The organism is Roseateles violae, assembly GCF_030410485.1.
GTDB classification, from domain to species: Bacteria; Pseudomonadota; Gammaproteobacteria; order Burkholderiales; family Burkholderiaceae_C; genus Roseateles_D; species Roseateles_D violae.
In genome coordinates, this window is sequence record NZ_JAUHHC010000002.1 from 262970 (window position 1) to 283735 (window position 20766).

Below are 20766 nucleotides of genomic sequence, written 5' to 3' on the forward strand. Positions count from 1 at the left end.
CGGGCGGCGCCGGCAGCGGCGCCGGGCGCATCGCGTTGTCGGACGCTTCCTGCACGCGGCAGGCGCAGCGGCGATCAGGGCGCGAAGCGGTCCTCGTCCATGAAGAGCGTGAACTTGCTGCAGACCTCCTTCAGCTTGCGCGCCTTGTCCAAAGCCTCCTTCAGCTGCGCCGGGTCCACCGCGGCGACCGGGCGCAGCACGAAGATCTGCGAGGCGTCGCCCAGCCTCAGCCCGCCATTGGGCAGCGTCTCGTAACTCATCTCGGCCCAGTCCCAGGAATACTGCCTGCCCTTGGCGTCGACGATCAGCGGATCGCAGACATTGGTGTCGTCCTTGACGATCCGGACCTGGGTGTCCTGCAGGTTGTACTGGACGATCTCGTAATTTTTCAGCGGCGCCGTCGCCGCGTACGAGTCGAGCACGATCTGCCAGGTGAGTTTGGAAGCCTGGTGCTCTTCGTCGTTGATCAGCTCGAACAGCATGTCCGAAGCCTTCAGGCGATTGCGGTTCTCGGGGCGCTCGTGGACCAGCAGGATCATCGCCTCGTAGTACTTGGCCGCCTGCCGCAGCGCGGGCACCTGCGGTTGAAGCAGCGAGCGCGCCATCGCGATGTCCTTGGGGACGTAGTCGCCGCTCAGGTATTCGGTGGCCAGCCTTTGTTTGGCGGCAAGATGGCCGGCATCGGCCGCCTTGCGCAGATGGCGCATATAAAGGCTTGGCCGTCTGCCCTCCGGGTGCAGCGCATAGAAGGCGGACACATAGTCGGCAAAAGCCAGGCCCTGGGCCGAGGCGCGCGACAGGAACTTGGACATGTCCAGACCCGGCACCGCTGCCATCTTGCCGTGCATGACGCCGACGACGACCAGCAGCATGGCCTTTGCATCGTCGGCGCGGGCCGCATCGACCAGTTCCTTGCTGCGTGCCCGGTAGTCGAACTGCTTCTGCAGGAAGTCGGTGATCCGCAACTGGGTCCAGTCGGCGGGCTCGAAGCCCCATCGGTCGCGCGCTTGCGCCTGAGCCGGCAGCCAGGCGCTGCAGGCCAGTAGCAGCGCGAGGAGGTGGGGGCGAAGAAGCCGGCCTGGCGGCCGGGCCGGCGAAGAAGGGAGGATCACCGGGCGATTATCGTCGCCGCACCTTCGCTCGGCTCTGCCGGCCGATCACCACCTCGTCTCGAACGCCAGGCGGATCAGCAGGTCGTCGTTCCAGCGCAGCGCCGGCGGCAGGCCGGGGCGGTTGTAGGGATCCAGGTTGTACCGGTGGTAGTCGGCACTGAGGACGATGGCCGGCTGCTTGAGCGTGCCGCCGCCCATCAGCGCGCTGGCGTCGATGCGCATCGCCGCCTGGTACTGGCTCAGCAGCGACTGGCTGCCGTCTTGCCAGCCGCGCGCCATGCCGCTCAGCGAGACCGATTCGCCGAGCTTCAGCCCGAGCCGGCCGGTGACGGCATAGGCGAAGACGCTGTTGCGCAGGGTGCTGCGGTCGTAACCGACCTCCTTGGGCGCATCGTCGTCGAGCTCCATGAAGAACCAGCCGGCACCGGTCTCCACCGAGGCCTGCAAGACCTGGCCCTGATAGCCGAAGACCAGGGCCGGCAGCGCGGTGATCTGCCGCTCGATGCCGCTGACCGTGTTCATCCGCGTCTGCAGATCGGCCGTCCAGCCCAGCCGCAGCTGCTGCGAGCGCCACAGCTCGCCGTCGCTGCCCAGGTGCAGCTGCCACCAGAGCGGGATGTGGTCGCTGTCCAGATGGTCTTTGTCGCGGTCGAGGAAGAGCTCGAAGGAGCCGTACAGATGGCGGCCGCTCGCGCTGCGCTGGTCGACCGAGACGCTGCCGTTGAGCCCATGGGTATGCGAGTCGACGTCGCGGACGGCGAAATCGTGCAGTCCCAGCGAGTAGCGCCAGTCCTCCTCCGCCCGGGCGGGGCCGGCGGCCAGCGTCGCGGCAAGCAACAGGGGCGCCAATACGGCGGTGGGCAGGGATAGTTTCATGGGCTCCTCCTCGGGGCCGTGCGTCCAGCGCGCGGCCGATGCGGCGGCGCTCAAGGCGCCGTCTTGCGCCAGCTCGGATCGGGATCGAAGCGCGTCATCGCGCGCGCGAGCGCATCGGTGTCGGGGCCGAGGTCCTTCTCGTAGACGACGCCCTCGTGATTGATCATGAAGCTCATCACGCCGGTGTCACCGTAGCGCACCGGCCAGGCGACCAGGGCGAAGCCGGCACGCATGCGCCCGCCGATGATGTAGTCATAGGCGCCGCCGCGCGCGTTCTTACCCTGGGCGGTGAGGATCTTGTACTGATAGCCCCAGTAGCCCGGACCCTTGGGCGGTTGCTGGGCCAGCAGCGGTCCCAGCGGGCTGCGGTCGATGTCCAGCGGGCTCGGCCAGTAAAGGCCGTCGCGTGCGCCGTCCGAGCTGACCAGCTTGCGCGCGTACTCGCGCACGCCCTCGCCGCTGCGGTCCTGGCTTGCATACTCGAGCTGCGCGTCGTAGTAGGCCTGCACCGCCTGGATCGCCGCCAGCTCGTTGCGGCCGATGCGGGCAGTGCGCAGCCGGTCCTTGCCGGCGACCGGGTCGAAGCGCCATTGCGCGGACTTGTTCTTGACGATGGGAATGGGCAGGGTGAAGCCCGGCTGCTCGCCGACGGTCAGCAGGGCCGTGCCCTCGCTCTCCTGCTGGATGCCATGCTGCTTGTCCCAGGCGGCCAGAAAGGCCTGGACGTCCTCATGGCTCAGATCGTCGGTCGGGATGAAGCGCTTCCAGTCCTTGCCCAGCACCGTCTCCAGGCTCTTGGCGTCCTTGTCGCGGATCGCCTTGACCAGGGCCTCGGACGCCGCTTCGGGCGTCGCATAGCTCTTCTGCGCCAGCGCGGCCAGCGGCGCGGCGATCAATGTGGCCGACAGCAGCAATCGGGCGGCGAGTCCGGCGATCCGGGGGGCTTGCATCATGTTCTCCATAGCCATCGTCAACGGCGCCGACCGCCGGCCCGGGCGCCGCCGCCGGCGCCGCGCGAACCCATCGATTGCCGGCTGCTGTTGCCGCGGTCGAACTGCTGGCGCGACTGGCCCGGATTGCTGGCGCCGCGCAGCGCGTGATCATTGCCGCCCAGCGCCTGCGCGCGCTCGCGCGAGGCGGCGATATTGCTGCTGCCGCCGCCGGCTCCGAAGTCACGGCCGCCGGCGCCGCCCAGATCGCGAGCACCGCCACCGCCGAAGTCGCGGCCGCCGGCACCACCGCCGAAATCGCGGCCGGAGCGATCGACCGCCTGCTGCGCGCGCTGCCGCGCGGCCGGGTCATTGCGCAGTTGCTCGCGCGCCTGCGCCGGATCGATGCCGCGGCTTTGCAGCACCGACTGCGCCTGCTGGCGGCGCGATTCGGTCACCGGATCGCGGCCGCGGAAGTTGTTGCGCGCCTCGGCATTGCCGCGGCCCTGACCGTACTTGTCGCGGCTGGCCTGGTCGCGGTAGGGCACGCCCTTGCGGTTGGCCGCGTTGTGCTGGAACTTGTTGTTGCCGCGGTCGCGCGGCTCGACGCGGTTGATGTTGTTGAAGCGATCGACGTCGATATTGATGTCGCCGCCGCCCCAGTTGCAATTGCCCCAGAGGATGGAGCCGATCGCCACGCCCCAGAACACGCCGGCCGCAAAGGCGCCGGGGTAGTAGCCGGGATAGTAGTAGGAATAGGGCGGCCAGTAGTAGGGCGGGTAGTAGGGATAGGGCCAGGGCCCGTAGACCACATTGGGGTCATAGGCCGGCACATAGACGACATCGGTCTTGGCCGGCTCGATGATGATGACCTGCTGGTTGTTGGCCTCGGTCTTGGTCGACACGAGCTGCTGCTCGTTGGACTTCAGGTTGCCCTGCGCCTGCGCCTTCGCGCGCAGCCGCTGCACGGCGTCCAGCATTTCCTTGGAGGAGGCGAGGAAGGCGTCGCCGAGGTTCTGCACCCAGTCCGGCTTGTCGCCCATCGCCTGCAGCACCTGCGGAAAGGCGGCCAGCGCCTTCACCGCCGGATCCCAGGCCTGGTCCTGCACCTTCTGCACCGCGGCGTTGCCCTTTTCGTCCTTGTTCGCCTTCGACCACTTGGCCGCCTCGGCGACGTCGGCCGGGTAGGTGGCCGCCATCAGCACCTGCGACAGCAGCGAATCGGGATAGAGGGCGATCGGCGCGACCAGCTGTTCGTACTGCTCGGCGCTGAAGCTGGCGGTCGAGGCGGTGCTGGAGGCCGGGGCCGGCGACGGGGCCGCGCTCTGCGCCATCGCCGGCCGGCTCTGCGCGATGACCACGGCCGGCAGCAGGGCCAGCGTACACATGCGAAGCAGCCGTTGCGATGCGAGGGCTTTCATGCTGCGGACCTTACTACGGAGGCGACCGGTCGGGCAAGGGTCCGGTGTTGCCTTTACGTTTCGGCCGGCGGGGCGGCGCATGACCTGACCCTGCCGCCGGCGCGCGGCGGCCGCGCTACAGTCGGCAGGCATGAACAGCGGCAAGCCCCCCCCCGAAGCCGGCGCGCGTCTCGCCGGCCATGCACTCGTCGAGGCGCTGATCGCGCAGGGCATCGACACCGTCTTCGGCGTGCCCGGCGAAAGCTATCTGGCCGTGCTGGACGGCTTCCACGAGCACCGCGACCGCATCCGCTTCATCGCCTGCCGGCAGGAGGGCGGGGCGGCCTTCATGGCCGAGGCGCAAGGCAAGCTGACGGGGCGCCCCGGCATCTGCTTCGTCACCCGCGGGCCCGGCGCGACCAATGCGTCCATCGGCCTGCACACGGCCTTCCAGGATTCGACGCCGATGGTTCTGTTCATCGGTCAGGTCGCCAGCGGGCAGCGCGACCGCGAGGCCTTCCAGGAACTCGACTACCGGCAGATGTTCGGCCCCGGCACGCTGGGTTTTGCCAAATGGGTCGGCGAGGTGCAGGACGCCGATCGCCTGCCCGAGTACATCGCGCGCGCCTTCCATACCGCGCTGCAGGGCCGGCCCGGCCCGGTGGTGCTGGTGCTGCCCGAGGACATGCTGACGCGGCAAAGCGCCGCGCCGGTGCTGCCGCGCGTGGTGGCCGCCGAGGCCTGGCCGACGCCGCAGGCGCTGGCGGAGCTGCGCGAGCGCCTGCTGGCGGCCCGGCGGCCGCTGCTGATTGCCGGCGGCGGCGGCTGGAGCGCCGATGCCTGCGCGGCGCTGCAGCGCTTCGCCGAGGCCTGGAGCCTGCCGGTCGGCTGCGCCTTCCGCTTCCAGGACCTGTTCGACAACCGCCATCCGCTCTATGCCGGCGATGTCGGCATCGGCATCAATCCGAAGCTGGCGCAGCGGGTCAAGGACGCCGACCTGATCGTCGCGCTCGGCGCGCGCCTGGGCGAGATGACGACCGGCGGCTATACCTTGCTGCAGGCACCGCGGCCGGCGCAGCAGCTGGTGCACATCCATGCCGGGGCCGAGGAGCTGGGCCGCGTCTATGCGGCCGATCTGCTGATCAACGCCAGCATGGGCTGCGCCGCGCCGGCGCTGGCGACGCTGGCGCCGCCGGCCGCCTGCGCCTGGGCCGACTGGAGCGCGCAGGCCCAGGCCGACTACCAGGCCAATCTGCTGCCCCAGCCGGTCGCGCCGCTGGACATGGCCGAGGTCGTCCAGACCCTGGGCCGGCTGCTGCCGGAGGGCACGATCTACACCAACGGCGCCGGCAACTACAGCGGCTGGCTGCACCGCTTCCACCGCTACACGGCGCTGCACCAGCATGGCCGCACGCAGCTGGCGCCGACCTCGGGCGCGATGGGCTATGGCGTGCCGGCGGCCGTGGCGGCGGCCCTTCTTCAGAAGGAGCGCTGGGTTGTCAACATCGCCGGCGACGGCGATTTCCTGATGAGCGGCCAGGAGCTGGCCACCGCCACCGGCTATGGCGCGAAGAAGCTGATCGCCATCGTCGTCGACAACGGGACCTACGGCACCATACGCATGCACCAGGAGCGCGAATACCCGGGCCGCGTCTCGGGCAGCGATCTGTTCAATCCGGACTTCGTCTTGCTGGCCCAGGCGCATCGCTGGGCCGCCGAGCGGGTCGAGCGCAGCGAGGACTTCGAGCCGGCGCTGCGGCGCGCGCTGGCGGCCGAGGGACCCAGCCTGCTGCATCTGCGCCTGTCGGCCGATGTCTCGACCAGCCGCGCGACGCTGACGCAGATCCGCGCGGCCGCGCGCCAGCGTCTGGGACAATAGGCCCATGCAAACCATCGACTTCGAACTGCGCGGCGAGTACATCGAGCTGGACAAGCTGCTGAAGGCCACCGGCCTGGCCGAGAGCGGCGGCCGCGCGCGCGTGATGATCAGCGAGGGTCTGGTCCGGGTCGACGGTCAGCCGGAGTCGCGCAAGACGGCCAAGATCCGCGCCGGCCAGCAGGTCGGCCTGGACGGCGTGCGGATCGCCGTGCGGGCGGGCGCCTAGGCTCGCGAGCGCTGGCGCAGCCAGCCCTCGAACTCGGCCGCCGTCTGCGGCCGCGCATACAGATAGCCCTGGGCGGTCTCGCAGCCGGCCGCGCGCAGCGCCTGCTGCTGGCCCTCGGCCTCGACGCCCTCGGCGACGACCGACAGGCCCAGCGCGCGACCGATGCCGATGACGGCGCTGGCCAGCGCGCGGTCGTCGGCGTCGCGCTCCAGATCGCGCACAAAGCTCTTGTCCAGCTTCAGCTCGCGCACCGGCAGGCGCTTCAGATAGGACAGGCTCGAATAGCCGGTACCGAAGTCGTCGACCGACAGGCGCACGCCCATCGCGTCGAGCGCGCGCAGCTGCTGGCGCGCCTGCTCGTTGTCGTCCAGCATCAGCCGCTCGGTGACCTCCAGGGTCAGGTGGCGCGGCTCCAGCCGGTGCCGCACCAGCAGCTGGCCGACATGGGCGGCCACATCGTCCTGGTAGAAACGCAGCGCCGAGACATTGACGGCGATATTGGGCACCGGCAGCGCGCGCGCCAGCCAGTTGCTCAGCTGGGCGCAGGCGGCCTCGAGCACCCAGGCGTCCAGCGCATTGACCAGGCCGCATTCCTCGGCCACCGGGATGAAGGTGTCGGGGCTCAGCGCGCCGAGCTCGGCATCGGTCCAGCGCAGCAGCGCCTCCACGCCGACCAGCGCGCCGTCGGCCAGGCTCAGCTTGGGCTGGAAGTGCAGGCTGAGCTCGCCGGCCGAGAGCGCGCGGCGCAGCGCGCTCTCGATGCGCAGGCGCTCATCGAGCGCGCGGTTCATCGCCTGCAGGAAGTAGCGGCTGCAGTTGCGGCCCGAGCGCTTGGCCTCGTACATCGCGATGTCGGCGTTCTTCAGCAGCGACTCGAGCTCCTGGCCGTCGGCCGGGAAGGTGGCGATGCCGATGCTGGCCGACAGCTTCAGCTCGACCCCCTGCACGCGCAGCGGCTCATGCAGGGCCGCATGCAGCTTGTCGGCCACATGCATCGCGTCGACCGCGCTGCAGCCCGGCAGCACGGCGGCGAACTCGTCGCCGCCGACGCGGGCCAGGGTGTCGGTGTCGCGCACCTGGGCCAGCAGGCGCTGCGACAGCTCCTTCAGCACCTGGTCGCCGCTGGCATGGCCCAGCGAGTCGTTGATGGTCTTGAAGCGGTCGAAGTCCAGCAGCAGCAGGGCGCCCGGCGTGTCCTTGCGCAGCGCCAGCTGCAGCGCCTGCTGGGCGCGGTCGGCGAACAGGCTGCGGTTGGGCAGGCCGGTGATGCCGTCGTAATAGGCCAGGCGCTCGATCTGGCGCTGGTGCTCCTCGTGGCGCAGCGCCACCTGGCACAGCTGCACGCAGGCCTCGACCATGCGGCGGTGGAAGGGCGCCACCGGCCGCGGCTCGCGGTAGTAGAGCGCGAAGGTCGCGCCGACCTGATCGGCCGCGGTGAAGATCGGGTTCGACCAGCAGGCCGCCAGCTCATAGCTCTGGGCCAGCTCGCGGTAGTCGTCCCACAGCGGGTCGCGGCCGATATCGCTGACCTCGACCGGCGCGCGCCGCCAGGCGGCGGTGCCGCAGGAGCCCGCCCTCGGGCCGATCGGCGCGCCCTTGATCGCGGCGCTGAAGCTGGCCGGCAGGCTGGGCGCGGCCAGCGGCTGCACCTGGCCGCTCTCGTCGACGGCCAGCACCGTGCAGATCACGTCCGGCGCCAGCGCCTCGACGCGCCGGCACAGCAGGTCCATCACCACCTGCAGCGGCCGGCCCAGCGCGACCGCCTCCAGCACCTCGCGCTGCAGGCCGGCCACCGCGTCCTGCTCGCTGCGCTCGTCCAGCGGCGCCAGCAGCAGGGCCGTGATCGCGCCGGCCGGCGGCGCCAGCAGCGGCCGCAGCGGCCGCGCCAGCAGCGGCATCGGCGGTTGGCTGTAGGGCTGGCGCAGCGCCAGCCGCACGCTGCGGCCGGCTTCCTGCTCGGCCTGCAGCTGCTCGCGCCACAGCAAGGGGCTCAGGCCTTCGAAGAAATGCTGCAGATCGGGAGTGGCGACGCCGTCGGCGGCGGCGCCGGCCCAGCGCATGAAGTTGCGGCTGGCATGGCGGACATGGCCGGCCTCGTCGACCCAGATCAGGCCGAGATCGGCGCTGTCCAGCGCATCGCAGAGAAGCTGTGCATCGGGCGTGGCGGGCATGGCGGGCGGGGCGCGGTGACGAGGTCTGCATTCTGCGCGCGCCATCCCCCCGAGGCGAGGGGGTGTCGGCGAATGATTCAGGGATTGCCTGCATGGACGCCATCGCTGAAAAATAAAACACTGTTCCAATTCAAGAGCTGTCCGGTCGGCCCGCCTGTGCGGGCCCGGCCAGACCGTCGGCCCGCCCCGAACCTCCGCGTCGGCCGGCCGACCGGTCGACAGAGGTGCCGTCGCGCTGCAGCGCCGGCGCCCGCTTCTTGAGCCGAAGCGGCCGCCCGCAGTCTCCCGCGGCCGCACGCGCCGTCGACGCCTGCCGCTTCGTCCGCGCCTCTCTCCCCGTCGGCCTGCCGCCGATGTTTGCCGACCGGCTGACCACAGCCGGGCCGCCGGTGTGGGCGGCGCCGTGTCATGTGCAGAACCAGGGGCGCCCCGCGTGGCTCGCGGGCGTGCTTCGCAAGGAGACAAAACCGATGAGAGTGATTGCGCTGAAACACAGGCGGACGCTGCTGGCGTCCTCGATCTCGCTGGGCCTGCTGGCCTGCGGCGGCGGCGAACCGGCCCAGCCGACCCTGTCCGGCACGCAGGACGCCGATGCGACGGCCGCCCGGCCGCTGGCAGCGGACGGGACAAGCAGCGCCGAAGGCGCCGCCGCCAAGGCCCTGGCCACGCGCGAGCCGCGACCGATCACGCCGGCGCCGGCGCCGGTGATCGACGCTGTCAGCACCACCGACATCACGGCGCCGCTGCTCCTGGACATGGGCGAGCGCAACTACTCGGCGCCTGTGCTGGTCGGCGGCCTGCATTCGCCGAGCAACTACCGCGCCGCGCCGCGCCTGCCGGGCTGGCAGTTCGCCACCAGCGATCCGACCAATGGCGTGCTCACCTTCGAACGCGAGACCGCGCCCGACATCGGCTGGCACAACTGGTCGCGCAAGGGCCGGCTGCTGGTCACCGGCGGCTCGGCCGCGGCGGCCAACCGCGTCTACACGGTGTTCAACAAGGAACAGCTGCTGGCCGCGATCCGCGAGGCCAGGAACGAGCCCAAGATCATCCGCATCGTCGGCCATATCGACTTCCGCTGGAGCCAGGGCAACACGGTGTTCCAGGAGTACACCAGCTACCTGGACCAGAAGAACGGCGGCTCGCTGGCCATCCCCTCGAACACCACCCTGGTCGGCATCAACGACGCCAACGGCCGGCCCGCGCGCCTGACCGGCACGCAGATCCTGATCGGCAAGGAGGCCGCGCTGACGCCCGCCGGCGACCCGGAGGCCGATTTCAAGAAATGGGTGGCCGAGGGCAAGGACCCGGAGCTCTACCCGACCTGGACCCGCAACATCATCATCCGCAATCTGGCGATCGACACGCCCTGGGACGTCAACCCGGAGGACAGCGACAACGCCTATGCGGACGGCCTGGCGATCACGCGCGGCCAGTACATCTGGATCGACCATGTGTCCATCACCGATGGCGACACGCCCGACTCGCTGGCCAGCGACACCCGCCACGACGGCGCGCTGGACATCGTGCGCGGCTCCGACTACGTGACCGTCTCGAACAGCTATTTCTCCAAGCATCACAAGCTGACCCTGGTCGGCAACGGCGACTCGGGCCGCGCCTGGAGCGATGCCGGCCGCCTGCACGTGACCATGACCGGCAACTGGTGGGACAGCATCGGCAGCCGCATGCCGCTGGTGCGCTTCGGCCAGCTGCACCACTACAACAACCTGGTCACCGGCAGCACGACCACCAGCGATGCCGACCTGAAGTTCATGTCGGGCCTGGACGTGCGCTACAAGTCCGACGTGATCTCGGAGAGCAATTTCTACGAGTTCACCGGCCTCAAGCCCAAGGAGGTCTGCGGCAAGCTGGCCGGCGGCAAGGACGCCGTCAGCTTCCGCAGCTCGGGCCACCGCTTCATCAGCGACAAGGACGATCTGGGCAAGCCGATGACGGCCGTCATCGACGTGCAGTTGCAGGGCTGCGAGGGCCTGCCGGTGGCGCAGATGTGGGTGCCGCCCTATGCCTACACGCTGCGCCCGACCGACAGCCTGCGCACCGCCGTGCGCGCCAGCGCCGGCGCCGGCCGCCTGGGCCTGTTTGCCGTCAGCGGCCCGACGCCGCCGCCGCTGCCCAGCGCGCCGGCGCCCTCGCCGGCACCAAGTCCCACGCCCACCCCACCCCCGCCGCCACCGCCGCCGGCCCCGCCCCCGGGCCCGGCGCCCGATCCGGGCACCGGCTGCACCGTGCAGCTGCCCTGCGGCAGCGGCGGCGGCGAGCAGGCGATGAACCCGGCGCTCGCCGTCGCCGTGCCGGCCGCCGGCTATGCCGCCGACACCGGCCGCTACAGCGTCAGCGGCGCCGGCGCCATCGACACCGGCAACCCCTACAACTTCAACTTCAAGTACACGACGCTCAGCGGCGACTTCACGTTCACCGCCCGCATCCTGGTTCAGGGCGGCAGCGGCTCCTCCGGGCGTGCCGGCATCGTCGCCAGCGAGGGGCTGAGCGGCACGCCGCTGTACGCCTGGACCGCGCGTTATGCCGGCAGCGGCGACATCCGCGCGGCGGTCAACGGCAACAACAAGTCCAGCGTGGCCGGCTTCAGCACCTCGACCCTGCCGGTGTGGGTGCGCATCCAGCGGCGCGGCAATGCGATCTATTCGGCCGCCTCGACCGACGGCATCAGCTGGTCCGAGCGCAGCAGCACCAACGTCACGGCGGCGACGCTGTACGTCGGCCTGGCCGTGTCCTCGGGCAGCAACACCGCGCTGGCGACGGCGGACTTCGACCAACTGAGCATCGTCGGCGGGCAATGAGCGCCCCAGGAGATTCGGCAATGAAAAAGCAAACGCATCTGAAGAAGGCGCTGGCCGCCGCCGCGCTGAGCCTGCTGGCCGCGGCCGGCGCGAGCGCGGCCTCGGTCCACACCGTTCCCTACGCGAGCCTGTCCGGCGCCGGCCAGATCGGCTTCGAGGGCCTGGCCGAGGGCCTGCTCGAGGGCGTCGTCGGCATCGGCAATGTGCAGTTCGGCGAGCGCTTCGCCGGCCAGGAGCTCAGCGTGAGCAAGGCGCCGCGGGCCGGGGAGATCGCGCAGGACTGGTTCGACCATCTCGGCTACGGCGCGCCGACGGCCGGCCTGAGCCTGCTGGCCGGCGCGGCCGGCGCCAATCTGGGCGTCTACGACTATGGAGACGCCGACGGCAAGGCGCTGGCCGGCATCGGCCCGCTGGGCGGCGAGGGCGGCGATGCCTTCGGCCTCGGCGCGATCTCGGCGCGCTTCGCCGCCGGCCAGTCGGCGCTGGGCTTCCAGCTCCGCGATGCCGATGGGGGCAATGGCTGGCTGGCGCTGTACCGCGCCGACGGCTCGCTGATCCAGAGCATCGCGCTGGGTCCGCTGCAGAACGGCTTCTATGCCTTCGCGCGCGAGGGCGGCGTGGCCGACATCGCCGGCTTCTCGCTCTACAACGCCGACCCCTTCTACGGCGTCGCGATCGACCAGCTGCGAATTGCCGGCGCCGTCACGGCCGTGCCGGAGCCGGCTTCGCCGCTGCTGATGCTGGCCGGCTTGCCGATCCTGGGCGCCGTCCTGCGGCGCCGCCTGCGCCGATGAGCGCGGCCCGCTGCCGTTTCTTTTCCTCATTGGTCCATTCTCGAACCCATCCGAACGGAGACAAGACATGAAGCAGAAGATGAGCAAGCGCCTGATCGCCCTGGCCCTGCTGGCCGCCGCCGGCGCCGCCCAGGCGGCGACCAGCCTGCACAACGGCGATTTCGCCTTTACCGGCGTCAACGGCAATACGACCGTGGGCGGCTGGTCTTTCGTCGCCTTTGTCGACATCACGGCCGGCACGACGATCTATTTCACCGACACCAATGTGCTGCAGACGCCCACCTCATCGGGCGTGTTCTCGACCACGGCCGAGACCTTCTGGTCCTGGACCGCCGCCCGCGACGTCGCGGCGGGCACCTCGGTGGCCCTGCTGGGCACCGGCGTCAACGGTCAGTACGCGGCCAGGTCCGGTGCGGCCGGTGGCACGGCCAATGGCACGGTGACGAATCTGAACGGGGGCGCCTCGAACATCTCGAGCGGCGGCGATGTGCTCTATGCCTACCAGGCGGCGAGCTACGCCGCCAACTACCAGCCCTCGGCAATCACCTTCCTCGGCGCGATCTCGAACCGGACGACGCCCTTCGCGAGCTCGGACAACCCGGCCGGCGCCGGCCTCAGCGGCATCCAGCTGCGCGACTACCGGATCGACGCGGCGACGGCGACCCGCTACACGCAGTTCACCAAACAGGTGACGAGCAGCGACACGCCCTATGCCTCCTTGGCCGAGCTGAAGAGCGCGCTGGCCGTCAATGGCAACTGGACGACGGTGGCCGCCTCCAACACGACGCCCATCGTGTCGGATGTGCTGGCCGCGGCCCCGGTGACGGCCGTGCCCGAGCCGTCCAGCTATGCCTTGCTGCTGGCCGGCCTGGGCGTCGTCGGCACGATCGCGCGGCGGCGCCGCACCGACTGAGCGCTGTTGGAGAACGGCAGGGCGGCCCGTGTGGCCGCCTTTTTCTTTCGCTCAGCCGAACAGCGTCAGCAGCCGGTCCAGCCCGCCCTGGTTGATCGCGACCATCGCCTGCTCGCGCACCTTGGGCTTGGCATGGTAGGCGACCGAGAGCCCGGCCGCGCCCATCATCAAGAGGTCGTTGGCGCCGTCGCCGACGGCGATGCATTGCGCGGGCCGGGCGCCGATCTGCTCGGCGCATTGCAGCAGCATCCGGCGCTTCTCCTCGCCGTCGCAGATCTCGCCCCAGGCCTGCATCACCAGGCCGCCGCTCAGCGCGCCGTCGACGATCTCCAGCTCGTTGCTGCGCACGAAGTCCATGCCCAGCTCGGCGGCGACGTAGCGGGTGAAGAAGGTGAAGCCGCCCGAAACCAGCACCAGCTTGAGCCCGGCCGCCTTCAGCGCCGCACACAGCTCGCGCGCGCCGGGGTTGAACTGCAGCTTGGTCGCCAGCACCTGCTCCAGCGCCGACACCGGCACGCCCTTCAGCAGCGCCAGGCGGCGGCGCAGGCTGTCCTTGAAGTCGGCGATCTCGCCGCGCATCGCGGCCTCGGTGATGGCGGCGACCTCGGCCTTCTTGCCGGCCGCGGCGGCGATCTCGTCGATGCACTCGATATTGATCAGGGTCGAGTCCATGTCGAAGGCGGCGAGACGGAAATCGGTGAGAAGCAGCGGCGGCGTGAAGCCTTGAATCACGAGATCGTTCATATTCGTCATCAGTCTTGTTTGAGCGGCTGGCCCAGCAGGCGCAGCACCTCGCGGATCGCCTGGGCGCGGTCCTTGGGGTCCTTCAGCGCCTTGTCGATGCGCAGCTTGTCGTTGCCGACCAGCTTGATATTGCGGTTCTTCTGCACCAGCTCGATCACGCGCATCGCGTCGATCGGCGGATTCGGGCGGAAGTTGATGTTCATCACCATCGGCGTCGCGTCGATCTTCTGCACGCCATAAGGCCGGGCCAGCACACGCAGGCGGTGGGTGTCGAACAAGGTCTGACCCTGGGCCGGCAGCTTGCCGAAGCGGTCGGTGACCTCCTCCAGCATCGCGTCGATCTGCTCGTTCTTCTCGGCGCTGGCCAGGCGCTTGTACAGCGACAGGCGCTGGTGCACATCGCCGCAATAGGCATCGGGCAAGAGCGCCGGCGCATGCAGATTGATTTCGGTCGTGGCCGACAGCGGCGACAGCAGGTCCGGCTCCTTGCCGGCCTTCAGCGAGCGCACCGCCTCCGACAGCATCTCGTTGTAGAGCTGGAATCCGACCTCCATCATGTTGCCGCTCTGGCTCTCGCCCAGCACCTCGCCGGCGCCGCGGATCTCCAGATCGTGCATGGCCAGGTAGAAGCCCGAGCCGAGCTCCTCCATCTGCTGGATCGCCTCCAGCCGCTGCGCCGCCTGCTTGGTCAGGCCCTCGATATCGGGCACCAGCAGATAGGCGTAGGCCTGGTGGTGGGAGCGGCCGACGCGGCCGCGCAGCTGGTGCAGCTGCGCCAGGCCGAACTTGTCGGCGCGCGAGATGACGATGGTGTTGGCCGTCGGCACATCGATGCCGGTCTCGATGATGGTCGAGCACAAGAGCACATTGTGCTTGCCGCCGACGAACTCGCGCATCACCCGCTCGAGCTCTCGCTCGGGCATCTGGCCATGGGCGACGACGATGCGCGCCTCCGGCAAGAGCTGCTCGAGCTTCTGCTTGCGGTTCTCGATGGTCTCGACCTCGTTGTGCAGGAAGTAGACCTGGCCGCCGCGCTTCAGTTCGCGCAGCACCGCCTCGCGTATCGTGCCGCTGGCCTCGGAGCGCACGAAGGTCTTGATCGCGAGGCGCCGCTGCGGCGCGGTGGCGATGACGCTGAGGTCGCGCAGGCCCTCCAGCGCCATGCCCAGGGTGCGCGGGATCGGCGTCGCGGTCAGGGTCAGCACGTCGACCTCGGCGCGCATCGCCTTCATCGCCTCCTTGTGGCGCACGCCGAAGCGATGCTCCTCGTCGATGACCAAGAGGCCCAGGCGGGCGAACTTGACGTCCGAGGACAAGAGCTTGTGCGTGCCGATGACGATGTCGATCGAGCCGTCGGCCAGGCCCGCCATCGCGGCCTTGATCTCCTTGGCCGAGCGGAAGCGGCTCATCTCGGCGACCTTGACCGGCCACTTGCCGAAGCGGTCCGAGATGTTCTGGTAGTGCTGCTCGGCCAAGAGCGTCGTCGGCGCCAAGAGCGCCACCTGCTTGCCGCCCATCACGGCGACGAAGGCGGCGCGCAGCGCGACCTCGGTCTTGCCGAAGCCGACGTCGCCGCAGACCAGGCGGTCCATCGGCTTGGGGCTGATCATGTCCTGGATCACCGCATGGATCGCCGCGCGCTGGTCGGGCGTCTCCTCGAAGCCGAACGAAGCGGCAAAGGCCTCGTAGTCCTGGCCCGAGTAGCGGAAGGCGTGGCCCTCGCGCGCGGCGCGGCGGGCATAGAGATTAAGCAGTTCGGCGGCGGTGTCGCGCACCTGCTCGGCGGCCTTGCGCTTGGCCTTCTCCCACTGGCCGGAGCCGAGCTTGTGCAGCGGCGCCTCCTCGGGCGAGACGCCGGTGTAGCGGCTGATCAGGTGCAGCTGCGCGACCGGCACGTAGAGCGTCGCCTTGTCCGCGTATTCGAGATGCAGGAACTCGCTGGCGCCGTCGCCCAGATCGATATTGATCAGGCCCTGGTAGCGGCCGATGCCATGGTTGACGTGCACGACCGGGTCGCCGGTCTTCAGCTCGGACAGATCCTTGATCAGCGCATTGACGTCGCTGACCTGCTCCTGCTTGCGGCGGCGCCGGGTCGTGGGCGTCGTTGCGAACAGCTCGGTCTCGGTGAAGAGCTGAATCTCGCGCCCGTCCTCGCGCCAGAAGAAGCCGCTGGCCAGCGGGGCGGCGGTGATCGCGAACTTCTCCTCGCTTGCCTCGAACTCGGCCAGCGTCCCGACCGAGGGTGGGTCGATCCTGTTGTCGCGCAAGAGCTCCAAGAGGCTCTCGCGCCGGCCTTCGCTCTCGGCGACGATCAGCACGCGGTGCGGCGTGCTCCTCAGATGCGCGGCCAGCCGCGCCAGCGGCTCCTGCGCGCCGCGCTCGACGCTGACATCGGGCAGCGGTCGCGCATAGTCGACCGGCTCGCTGCCGCGCACGGCCAGCACCGGGTGCGCGTGGGTCAGGGTGAAGAACTCCTCGCTCTTCAGGAAGATCTCCTCCGGCGGCAGGATGGGCCGCTCGGGGTCGTGCTGCAGGAAGCGGTGCCGCTCGCGCGTGTCGGTCCAGAAGCGGTTCAGCGCCTCGTCGACTTCGCCATGCAGGGCTAGCGCTGCCTCGGCGCCCAGGAAGTCGAAGATCGTCGCCGTCTGCTCGAAGAAGATCGGCAGGTAGTACTCGATGCCGCCGGTGGCGATGCCCTGATCGATGTCCTTGTAGAGCCGCGCCTTGGTCGGGTCGCCCTCCATCTTCTCGCGCCAACGCGCGCGGAAGGCCTTGCGCGAGGCCTCGTCCATCGGGAACTCGCGGCCCGGCAGCAGCCGCACCTCGGGCACCGGGTAGAGGCTGCGCTGGCTGTCCGGGTCGAAGGTGCGGATCGAGTCGACCTCGTCGCCGAACAGGTCGACCCGGTAGGGCACCAGCGAGCCCATCGGGAACAGATCGATCAGGCCGCCGCGCACCGCGTACTCGCCCGGCGAGACGACCTGGGACACATGGCTGTAGCCGCCCAGGGTCAGCTGTTGCTTGAGGCTGGCCTCGTCCAGGCGCTGCTTCTGGCGGAAATTGAAGGTCGTCGCGGCCAGGAAGGAGGTCGGCGCCAGCCGGGTCAGCGCCGTCGTCGCCGGCAGCAGCACCACGTCGACGCCACGCTGATCGGCCGGCTTGCCCTGGCCCTGCAAGAGGCCCCACAAGGTCGCCAGGCGCTCCGAGATCAGGTCCTGGTGCGGCGAGAAGGTGTCGTAGGGCAGGGTCTCCCAGTCCGGGAAGACGGCCACGCGCAGCTGCGGCGCGAAGAACTTCAGCTCCTCCTCCAGCCGCTGCGTATCGCCCGGCTCGGCGCTGATGACGGCGGTGATCCGCCCGGCCGCCAGCTGCTGCACGCAGTAGCGCGCCAGCAGCAGCGCGTCGGCCGAACCGGGCGGCCGGGGCTGGTTGAACTTCTTGCCGGGGAGGAGGGCGGGCAACTGCATCGCGAGTAGGCACTACAAATAAGTTCAGCCCCGGAAAGGGGCGTCAGCCTCATTGTAGGCAGCCATGGCATGCTAGGGGCCGTTGGAGGTTGCAGTCATGACAATGCAGGTGGGCATCTATCTGTTCGACGAGGTCGAGGTGCTGGACTTCGCCGGCCCCTTCGAGGTGTTCTCGACCGCCGCGCGGCTGGCACGGCGCGAGGAGCAGCCCGAGCCCTTCGAGGTGCGCACCCTGGGGCCAAGTCTTGCGCCGGTGCGCGCGCGGGCCGGCCTGATGGTGACGCCCCAGCACGCGATCGCCGAGCATCCGGCGCTGGACCTCCTGATGGTGCCCGGTGGCGTCGTCGATGCCGAGCTGCAGCGCGAGGGCCTGGCCGACTGGCTGCTGGTGCAGAGCTGCAAGCTCAAGGTCTTGGCCTCGGTCTGCACCGGCGCCTTTCTGCTGGAAAAGGCCGGCCTGCTGAACGAGCGCGAGGCGATCACGCATTGGGAGGACATCGACGCGCTGCGCGCCGCCTCGCATGCCTCGGGCTCGCTGCTGCGCGTGCTGGCCAACCAGCGCTGGGTCGAGGCCAAGCCGGCCGTACACCAGGGCGGTGTCTGTCGCCTGTTCAGCTCGGCCGGCATCTCGGCCGGCATCGACCTCAGCCTGCACCTAGTCGCCGAGCTGGCCTCGCCGGAGCTGGCGCGGCGCACGGCCCGGCAGATGGACTACGACTGGCGGGCGGCCAACGGCACGCTGGTGCAGGCCGCCTATGGTCGTTAGGCGGCCCGGATTGGGATGCTGCGTCCCTTTGCTTCGCGCGCCCGCAGCTGCCCGCAGCCGCCGTCCACATCCTGGCCGGCCGAGTCGCGCAGCTTGGTCAGCACGCCGCGCTGGTGCAGGCGGCGGGCGATCTCGCGCGCCTTGTCCCAGCTGGGCCGCCTGAAGGCCAGGTCCGGGATGGTGTTGTAGGGGATCATATTGAGGATCGCGTAGCGGCCCTTCAAGAGCCGCACGATGCCGTCCAGCTCGTCCTCGCCGTCGTTGACGCCGTCCAGCAAGGTCCACTGGTACTGGATCGGATAGCCGCTGGCGCGCGCATAAGCCTCGCCGGCCTCGACCAGCTCGTCGGGCGCGATCCGCGGCGCGCGCGGCAGCAACTGTTCCCGCAGCGCCGCCTTGCTCGTGTGCAAGGACAGCGCCAGCGCCGGCTTCACCTCGTCGGGTCCGAGCGCGTGCAGGCGCTCGAACACGCGCGGATCGCCGACGGTGGAGAACACCAGGTTCTTGTGGCCGATATTGCCCACCGTGCCCATCAGCTCGATTGCCTCGAGCACGTTGTCGAGGTTGTGGGCCGGCTCGCCCATGCCCATGAAGACGACCTTCTTCACCGGCCGCAGCCGGCGCGCCAGCGCCAGCTGGGCGACGATCTCGCCGCTGCTGAGCTGGCGGATCAGGCCCTCGCGACCGGTCATGCAGAACTGGCAGCCGACCGCGCAGCCGACCTGGCTGGACACGCACAGCCCCTCGCGCGGCAAGAGCACGCTCTCGACCGTCTGGCCGTCGGCCAGGCCGACCAAGAGCCGCGCCGAACCGTCCTCGCCCGGGTGTTCGGAGATCAGCCGCGCGAGGCCCTGCAACTCGGCATCGAGCGCCGGCAGCGCCTCGCGCAGGGCGAGCGGCAGGAAATGTTCGGGCCGGCGGCGGCCGCGGTCGTGGGGCAGGGCCTGCACCCAGTCGCGCAGCACGCGCTGCTCGTGCTTGGGCAGGGCACCGAGCGCGCGCAGGCGCTGGCGGAGGGTGTCGATATGCATGATGGTGGAAGGCGGCGATTTTAAGGGGCCTCCCTACAATGGCGGGATGACGAACTACACAGTGGGCGTGCAGCCGCGCTGCTTTGCCCTGGTCCCGGCCGCCGGCGTCGGGGCGCGCTCCGGGGCCGACGGCCCCAAGCAATATGTGCCGCTGGCCGGTCGGGCGATGATGGCCCACACGCTGGCCGCCCTGGCCGCCGTGCCGGAGCTGGCCGGCACCCTGGTGATGCTGTCGCCGGACGATGATCGCTTCGAGGCGGTCGTGCCCGGCTTCGATGCGCAGTGGGTCGTCCGCCGCGGCGGCGCGACGCGGGCGGAGACGGTGGCCAACGGCCTGGAAGAGTTGCTGGCGCGCGGCGCCCAGCCGCATGACTGGGTGCTGGTGCACGACGCGGCGCGCTGCCTGATCCGGCCCGAATGGGTCGCGCGCCTGATCGCCGCCTGCGCCGACGACGAGGTCGGCGGCCTGCTGGCCCTGCCGTTGGCCGACACGCTCAAGCAGGCCAGCCACGGCCGGGTGATGGCCACCATCGACCGCAGCGCCAAATGGGCGGCGCAGACGCCGCAGATGTTCCGCCTGGGCCTGCTGCAGCCGGCCCTGCGCCAGGCCACGGAGGCGGTCACCGACGAGGCCAGCGCCATCGAGGCGCTGGGCCACCAGCCGCTGCTGGTCGAGGCCTCGCTGGAGAATTTCAAGGTCACCTGGCCGGCCGATTTCGCGCTGGCCGAACGTTTGCTGAGGAGTCGCGCATGACGGTCGAATCGGATCAGGATATCGCCGGCCTGCGGGCCGCCGGGCAGGTGGTCTCGACGGTGCTGAAGCGCATGCTCGATGCGATCAAGCCCGGCATGACGACATTGGAGCTGGACCAGATGGGCGCGGCCTGGCTGGCCGAGATGGGCGCCAAGTCGGCGCCGGCGACCAGCTACAACTTCCCCGGCGCCACCTGCATCAGCATCAACGAGCAGGCGGCCCACGGCATCCCGGGCTCGCGCAAGATCGTCAAGGGCGATGTCGTCAATGTCGACGTCTCGGCCGAGCTGGGCGGCTATTTCGCCGACACCGGCGGCACCCGCATCGTGCCGCCGACGACGCCGACCAAGACCCAGTTGGTCTTCGCCGCCCAGTACGCGCTGGAACAGGCCTTGAAAGAGGTGCGCCACGGCGCGCGCCTGAACCGCATCGGTCATGCGATCTCGCGCGTCGCCCGCGCGCACCGTTTCAAGGTGATCGAGAACCTGTGCAGCCATGGCGTCGGCCGCTCGCTGCACGAGGAGCCCGAGTACATCCCCGGCTACTACGACGATGCCGATCCCCGCTATCTGAGCGAAGGCATGGTGATCACGATCGAACCGTTCCTGTCGACCAAGAGCACGCGGGTCGAGGAGGAGGCCGACGGCTGGACCCTGTCCGGCGCCAAGGGTAATCTCTCGGCCCAGTTCGAGCACACCTTGATCGTCACCCGCGGCGCACCGATCGTCGTGACCCGTCACTGAAATGAAGCCCCTCGTCCAAGGAGTACCTTGGCCGGTCCCCCGTGGGGAGGGCGATGCTTGCCGGCTCGACTGGCAAGCACATCGCCAGGACGGGCCGGCTTGGGAGCGGCCCGGCGCTCGGCCCGCTGGGTTCAGACCTTGC

Annotated in this window: 16 protein-coding genes; 8 read left to right on the forward strand and 8 right to left on the reverse strand. The window is 70.0% G+C overall.

The genetic code is table 11. The features are described 5' to 3' along the window. Nucleotides 1-74 precede the first annotated feature (74 nt). From QWJ38_RS06760 to QWJ38_RS06775, 4 genes are read right to left on the reverse strand one after another with little or no spacing between them, the layout of a single operon-like run. Nucleotides 75-1112 (reverse strand): SEL1-like repeat protein, encoded by a 1038-nt coding sequence (locus QWJ38_RS06760; protein ID WP_290358296.1) that lies wholly within the window; start codon nt 1110-1112, stop codon nt 75-77. A 45-nt stretch (nt 1113-1157) separates the two neighbouring features. After that, a complete protein-coding gene (locus QWJ38_RS06765) occupies nt 1158-1988 on the reverse strand; it encodes a hypothetical protein (protein ID WP_290358297.1) in 831 nt (276 codons plus the stop codon). Nucleotides 1989-2038: 50 nt separating this feature from the next. Continuing rightward, the gene (locus tag QWJ38_RS06770) at nt 2039-2938 is read right to left on the reverse strand and encodes a DUF2950 domain-containing protein (protein WP_290358298.1); all 900 of its coding nucleotides are present in this window, start codon (nt 2936-2938) and stop codon (nt 2039-2041) included. A 20-nt stretch (nt 2939-2958) separates the two neighbouring features. Continuing rightward, the gene (locus QWJ38_RS06775; protein ID WP_290358299.1) at nt 2959-4305 is read right to left on the reverse strand and encodes a DUF3300 domain-containing protein; all 1347 of its coding nucleotides are present in this window, start codon (nt 4303-4305) and stop codon (nt 2959-2961) included. A gap of 163 nt (nt 4306-4468) precedes the next feature. Between QWJ38_RS06775 and QWJ38_RS06780 the strand changes: the two genes are divergently transcribed. After that, the gene (locus tag QWJ38_RS06780) at nt 4469-6196 is read left to right on the forward strand and encodes a thiamine pyrophosphate-binding protein (RefSeq protein ID WP_290358300.1); all 1728 of its coding nucleotides are present in this window, start codon (nt 4469-4471) and stop codon (nt 6194-6196) included. Between the two features lie 4 nt (nt 6197-6200). Beyond that, nucleotides 6201-6422, forward strand: coding sequence for an RNA-binding S4 domain-containing protein (locus tag QWJ38_RS06785; protein ID WP_290358301.1), 222 nt, complete (start codon nt 6201-6203; stop codon nt 6420-6422). Here the strand turns inward: QWJ38_RS06785 and QWJ38_RS06790 are convergent. Beyond that, complete coding sequence (locus QWJ38_RS06790) at nt 6419-8593, reverse strand: putative bifunctional diguanylate cyclase/phosphodiesterase (RefSeq protein ID WP_290358302.1); 2175 nt, start codon at nt 8591-8593, stop codon at nt 6419-6421. The genes QWJ38_RS06785 and QWJ38_RS06790 overlap by 4 nt on opposite strands. A gap of 470 nt (nt 8594-9063) precedes the next feature. Here QWJ38_RS06790 and QWJ38_RS06795 point away from each other — a divergent pair, with 470 nt between their 5' ends. The 3 genes from QWJ38_RS06795 to QWJ38_RS06805 all read left to right on the forward strand — a co-directional run bounded on the left by QWJ38_RS06795 (nt 9064) and on the right by QWJ38_RS06805 (nt 13119). Continuing rightward, a complete protein-coding gene (locus tag QWJ38_RS06795) occupies nt 9064-11412 on the forward strand; it encodes a polysaccharide lyase family 1 protein (RefSeq protein ID WP_290358303.1) in 2349 nt (782 codons plus the stop codon). Nucleotides 11413-11432: 20 nt separating this feature from the next. Next, the gene (locus tag QWJ38_RS06800; protein ID WP_290358304.1) at nt 11433-12206 is read left to right on the forward strand and encodes a PEP-CTERM sorting domain-containing protein; all 774 of its coding nucleotides are present in this window, start codon (nt 11433-11435) and stop codon (nt 12204-12206) included. A 67-nt stretch (nt 12207-12273) separates the two neighbouring features. After that, entirely contained in the window at nt 12274-13119 is an 846-nt protein-coding gene (locus QWJ38_RS06805) for a PEP-CTERM sorting domain-containing protein (protein WP_290358305.1), read from the forward strand. Nucleotides 13120-13170: 51 nt separating this feature from the next. Here the strand turns inward: QWJ38_RS06805 and serB are convergent, their stop codons facing one another. Both serB and mfd read right to left on the reverse strand, forming a co-directional pair. Beyond that, nucleotides 13171-13872 carry a phosphoserine phosphatase SerB gene (serB, locus tag QWJ38_RS06810; RefSeq protein ID WP_290358306.1) on the reverse strand — a complete coding sequence of 234 codons (702 nt, stop codon included), beginning with the start codon at nt 13870-13872 and terminating at the stop codon, nt 13171-13173. Beyond that, the gene (gene mfd / locus QWJ38_RS06815) at nt 13872-17330 is read right to left on the reverse strand and encodes a transcription-repair coupling factor (RefSeq protein WP_290358307.1); all 3459 of its coding nucleotides are present in this window, start codon (nt 17328-17330) and stop codon (nt 13872-13874) included. The genes serB and mfd overlap by 1 nt, the downstream gene beginning before the upstream one ends. A 97-nt stretch (nt 17331-17427) precedes the next feature. Here mfd and QWJ38_RS06820 point away from each other — a divergent pair, with 97 nt between their 5' ends. Then, entirely contained in the window at nt 17428-18096 is a 669-nt protein-coding gene (locus QWJ38_RS06820; RefSeq protein WP_290358308.1) for a DJ-1/PfpI family protein, read from the forward strand. Here QWJ38_RS06820 and QWJ38_RS06825 read toward each other — a convergent pair. Next, on the reverse strand, nt 18093-19127 hold the full coding sequence (locus QWJ38_RS06825; protein WP_290358309.1) for an RNA methyltransferase: 1035 nt from the start codon (nt 19125-19127) through the stop codon (nt 18093-18095). The genes QWJ38_RS06820 and QWJ38_RS06825 overlap by 4 nt on opposite strands. 46 nt (nt 19128-19173) lie before the next feature. Between QWJ38_RS06825 and ispD the strand changes: the two genes are divergently transcribed. Next, nucleotides 19174-19881, forward strand: a complete 708-nt coding sequence (ispD, locus tag QWJ38_RS06830; RefSeq protein WP_290358310.1) for a 2-C-methyl-D-erythritol 4-phosphate cytidylyltransferase — start codon at nt 19174-19176, stop codon at nt 19879-19881. After that, complete coding sequence (gene map / locus QWJ38_RS06835) at nt 19878-20624, forward strand: type I methionyl aminopeptidase (protein ID WP_290358311.1); 747 nt, start codon at nt 19878-19880, stop codon at nt 20622-20624. The genes ispD and map overlap by 4 nt, the downstream gene beginning before the upstream one ends. The last annotated feature ends 142 nt before the right edge of the window (nt 20625-20766 follow it).

What these genes read in the sequence shown, in the direction of transcription:
- ispD (WP_290358310.1), top strand. Translation starts at nt 19,174, where the DNA reads ATGACGAACTACACAGTGGGCGTGCAGCCGCGCTGCTTTGCCCTGGTC.
- QWJ38_RS06820 (WP_290358308.1), top strand. Translation starts at nt 17,428, where the DNA reads ATGACAATGCAGGTGGGCATCTATCTGTTCGACGAGGTCGAGGTGCTG.
- QWJ38_RS06790 (WP_290358302.1), bottom strand. Translation starts at nt 8,593, where the DNA reads ATGCCCGCCACGCCCGATGCACAGCTTCTCTGCGATGCGCTGGACAGC.
- serB (WP_290358306.1), bottom strand. Translation starts at nt 13,872, where the DNA reads ATGACGAATATGAACGATCTCGTGATTCAAGGCTTCACGCCGCCGCTG.
- mfd (WP_290358307.1), bottom strand. Translation starts at nt 17,330, where the DNA reads ATGCAGTTGCCCGCCCTCCTCCCCGGCAAGAAGTTCAACCAGCCCCGG.
- QWJ38_RS06800 (WP_290358304.1), top strand. Translation starts at nt 11,433, where the DNA reads ATGAAAAAGCAAACGCATCTGAAGAAGGCGCTGGCCGCCGCCGCGCTG.
- QWJ38_RS06825 (WP_290358309.1), bottom strand. Translation starts at nt 19,127, where the DNA reads ATGCATATCGACACCCTCCGCCAGCGCCTGCGCGCGCTCGGTGCCCTG.
- QWJ38_RS06795 (WP_290358303.1), top strand. Translation starts at nt 9,064, where the DNA reads ATGAGAGTGATTGCGCTGAAACACAGGCGGACGCTGCTGGCGTCCTCG.
- QWJ38_RS06770 (WP_290358298.1), bottom strand. Translation starts at nt 2,938, where the DNA reads ATGCAAGCCCCCCGGATCGCCGGACTCGCCGCCCGATTGCTGCTGTCG.
- QWJ38_RS06765 (WP_290358297.1), bottom strand. Translation starts at nt 1,988, where the DNA reads ATGAAACTATCCCTGCCCACCGCCGTATTGGCGCCCCTGTTGCTTGCC.
- map (WP_290358311.1), top strand. Translation starts at nt 19,878, where the DNA reads ATGACGGTCGAATCGGATCAGGATATCGCCGGCCTGCGGGCCGCCGGG.
- QWJ38_RS06785 (WP_290358301.1), top strand. Translation starts at nt 6,201, where the DNA reads ATGCAAACCATCGACTTCGAACTGCGCGGCGAGTACATCGAGCTGGAC.
- QWJ38_RS06780 (WP_290358300.1), top strand. Translation starts at nt 4,469, where the DNA reads ATGAACAGCGGCAAGCCCCCCCCCGAAGCCGGCGCGCGTCTCGCCGGC.
- QWJ38_RS06775 (WP_290358299.1), bottom strand. Translation starts at nt 4,305, where the DNA reads ATGTGTACGCTGGCCCTGCTGCCGGCCGTGGTCATCGCGCAGAGCCGG.
- QWJ38_RS06805 (WP_290358305.1), top strand. Translation starts at nt 12,274, where the DNA reads ATGAAGCAGAAGATGAGCAAGCGCCTGATCGCCCTGGCCCTGCTGGCC.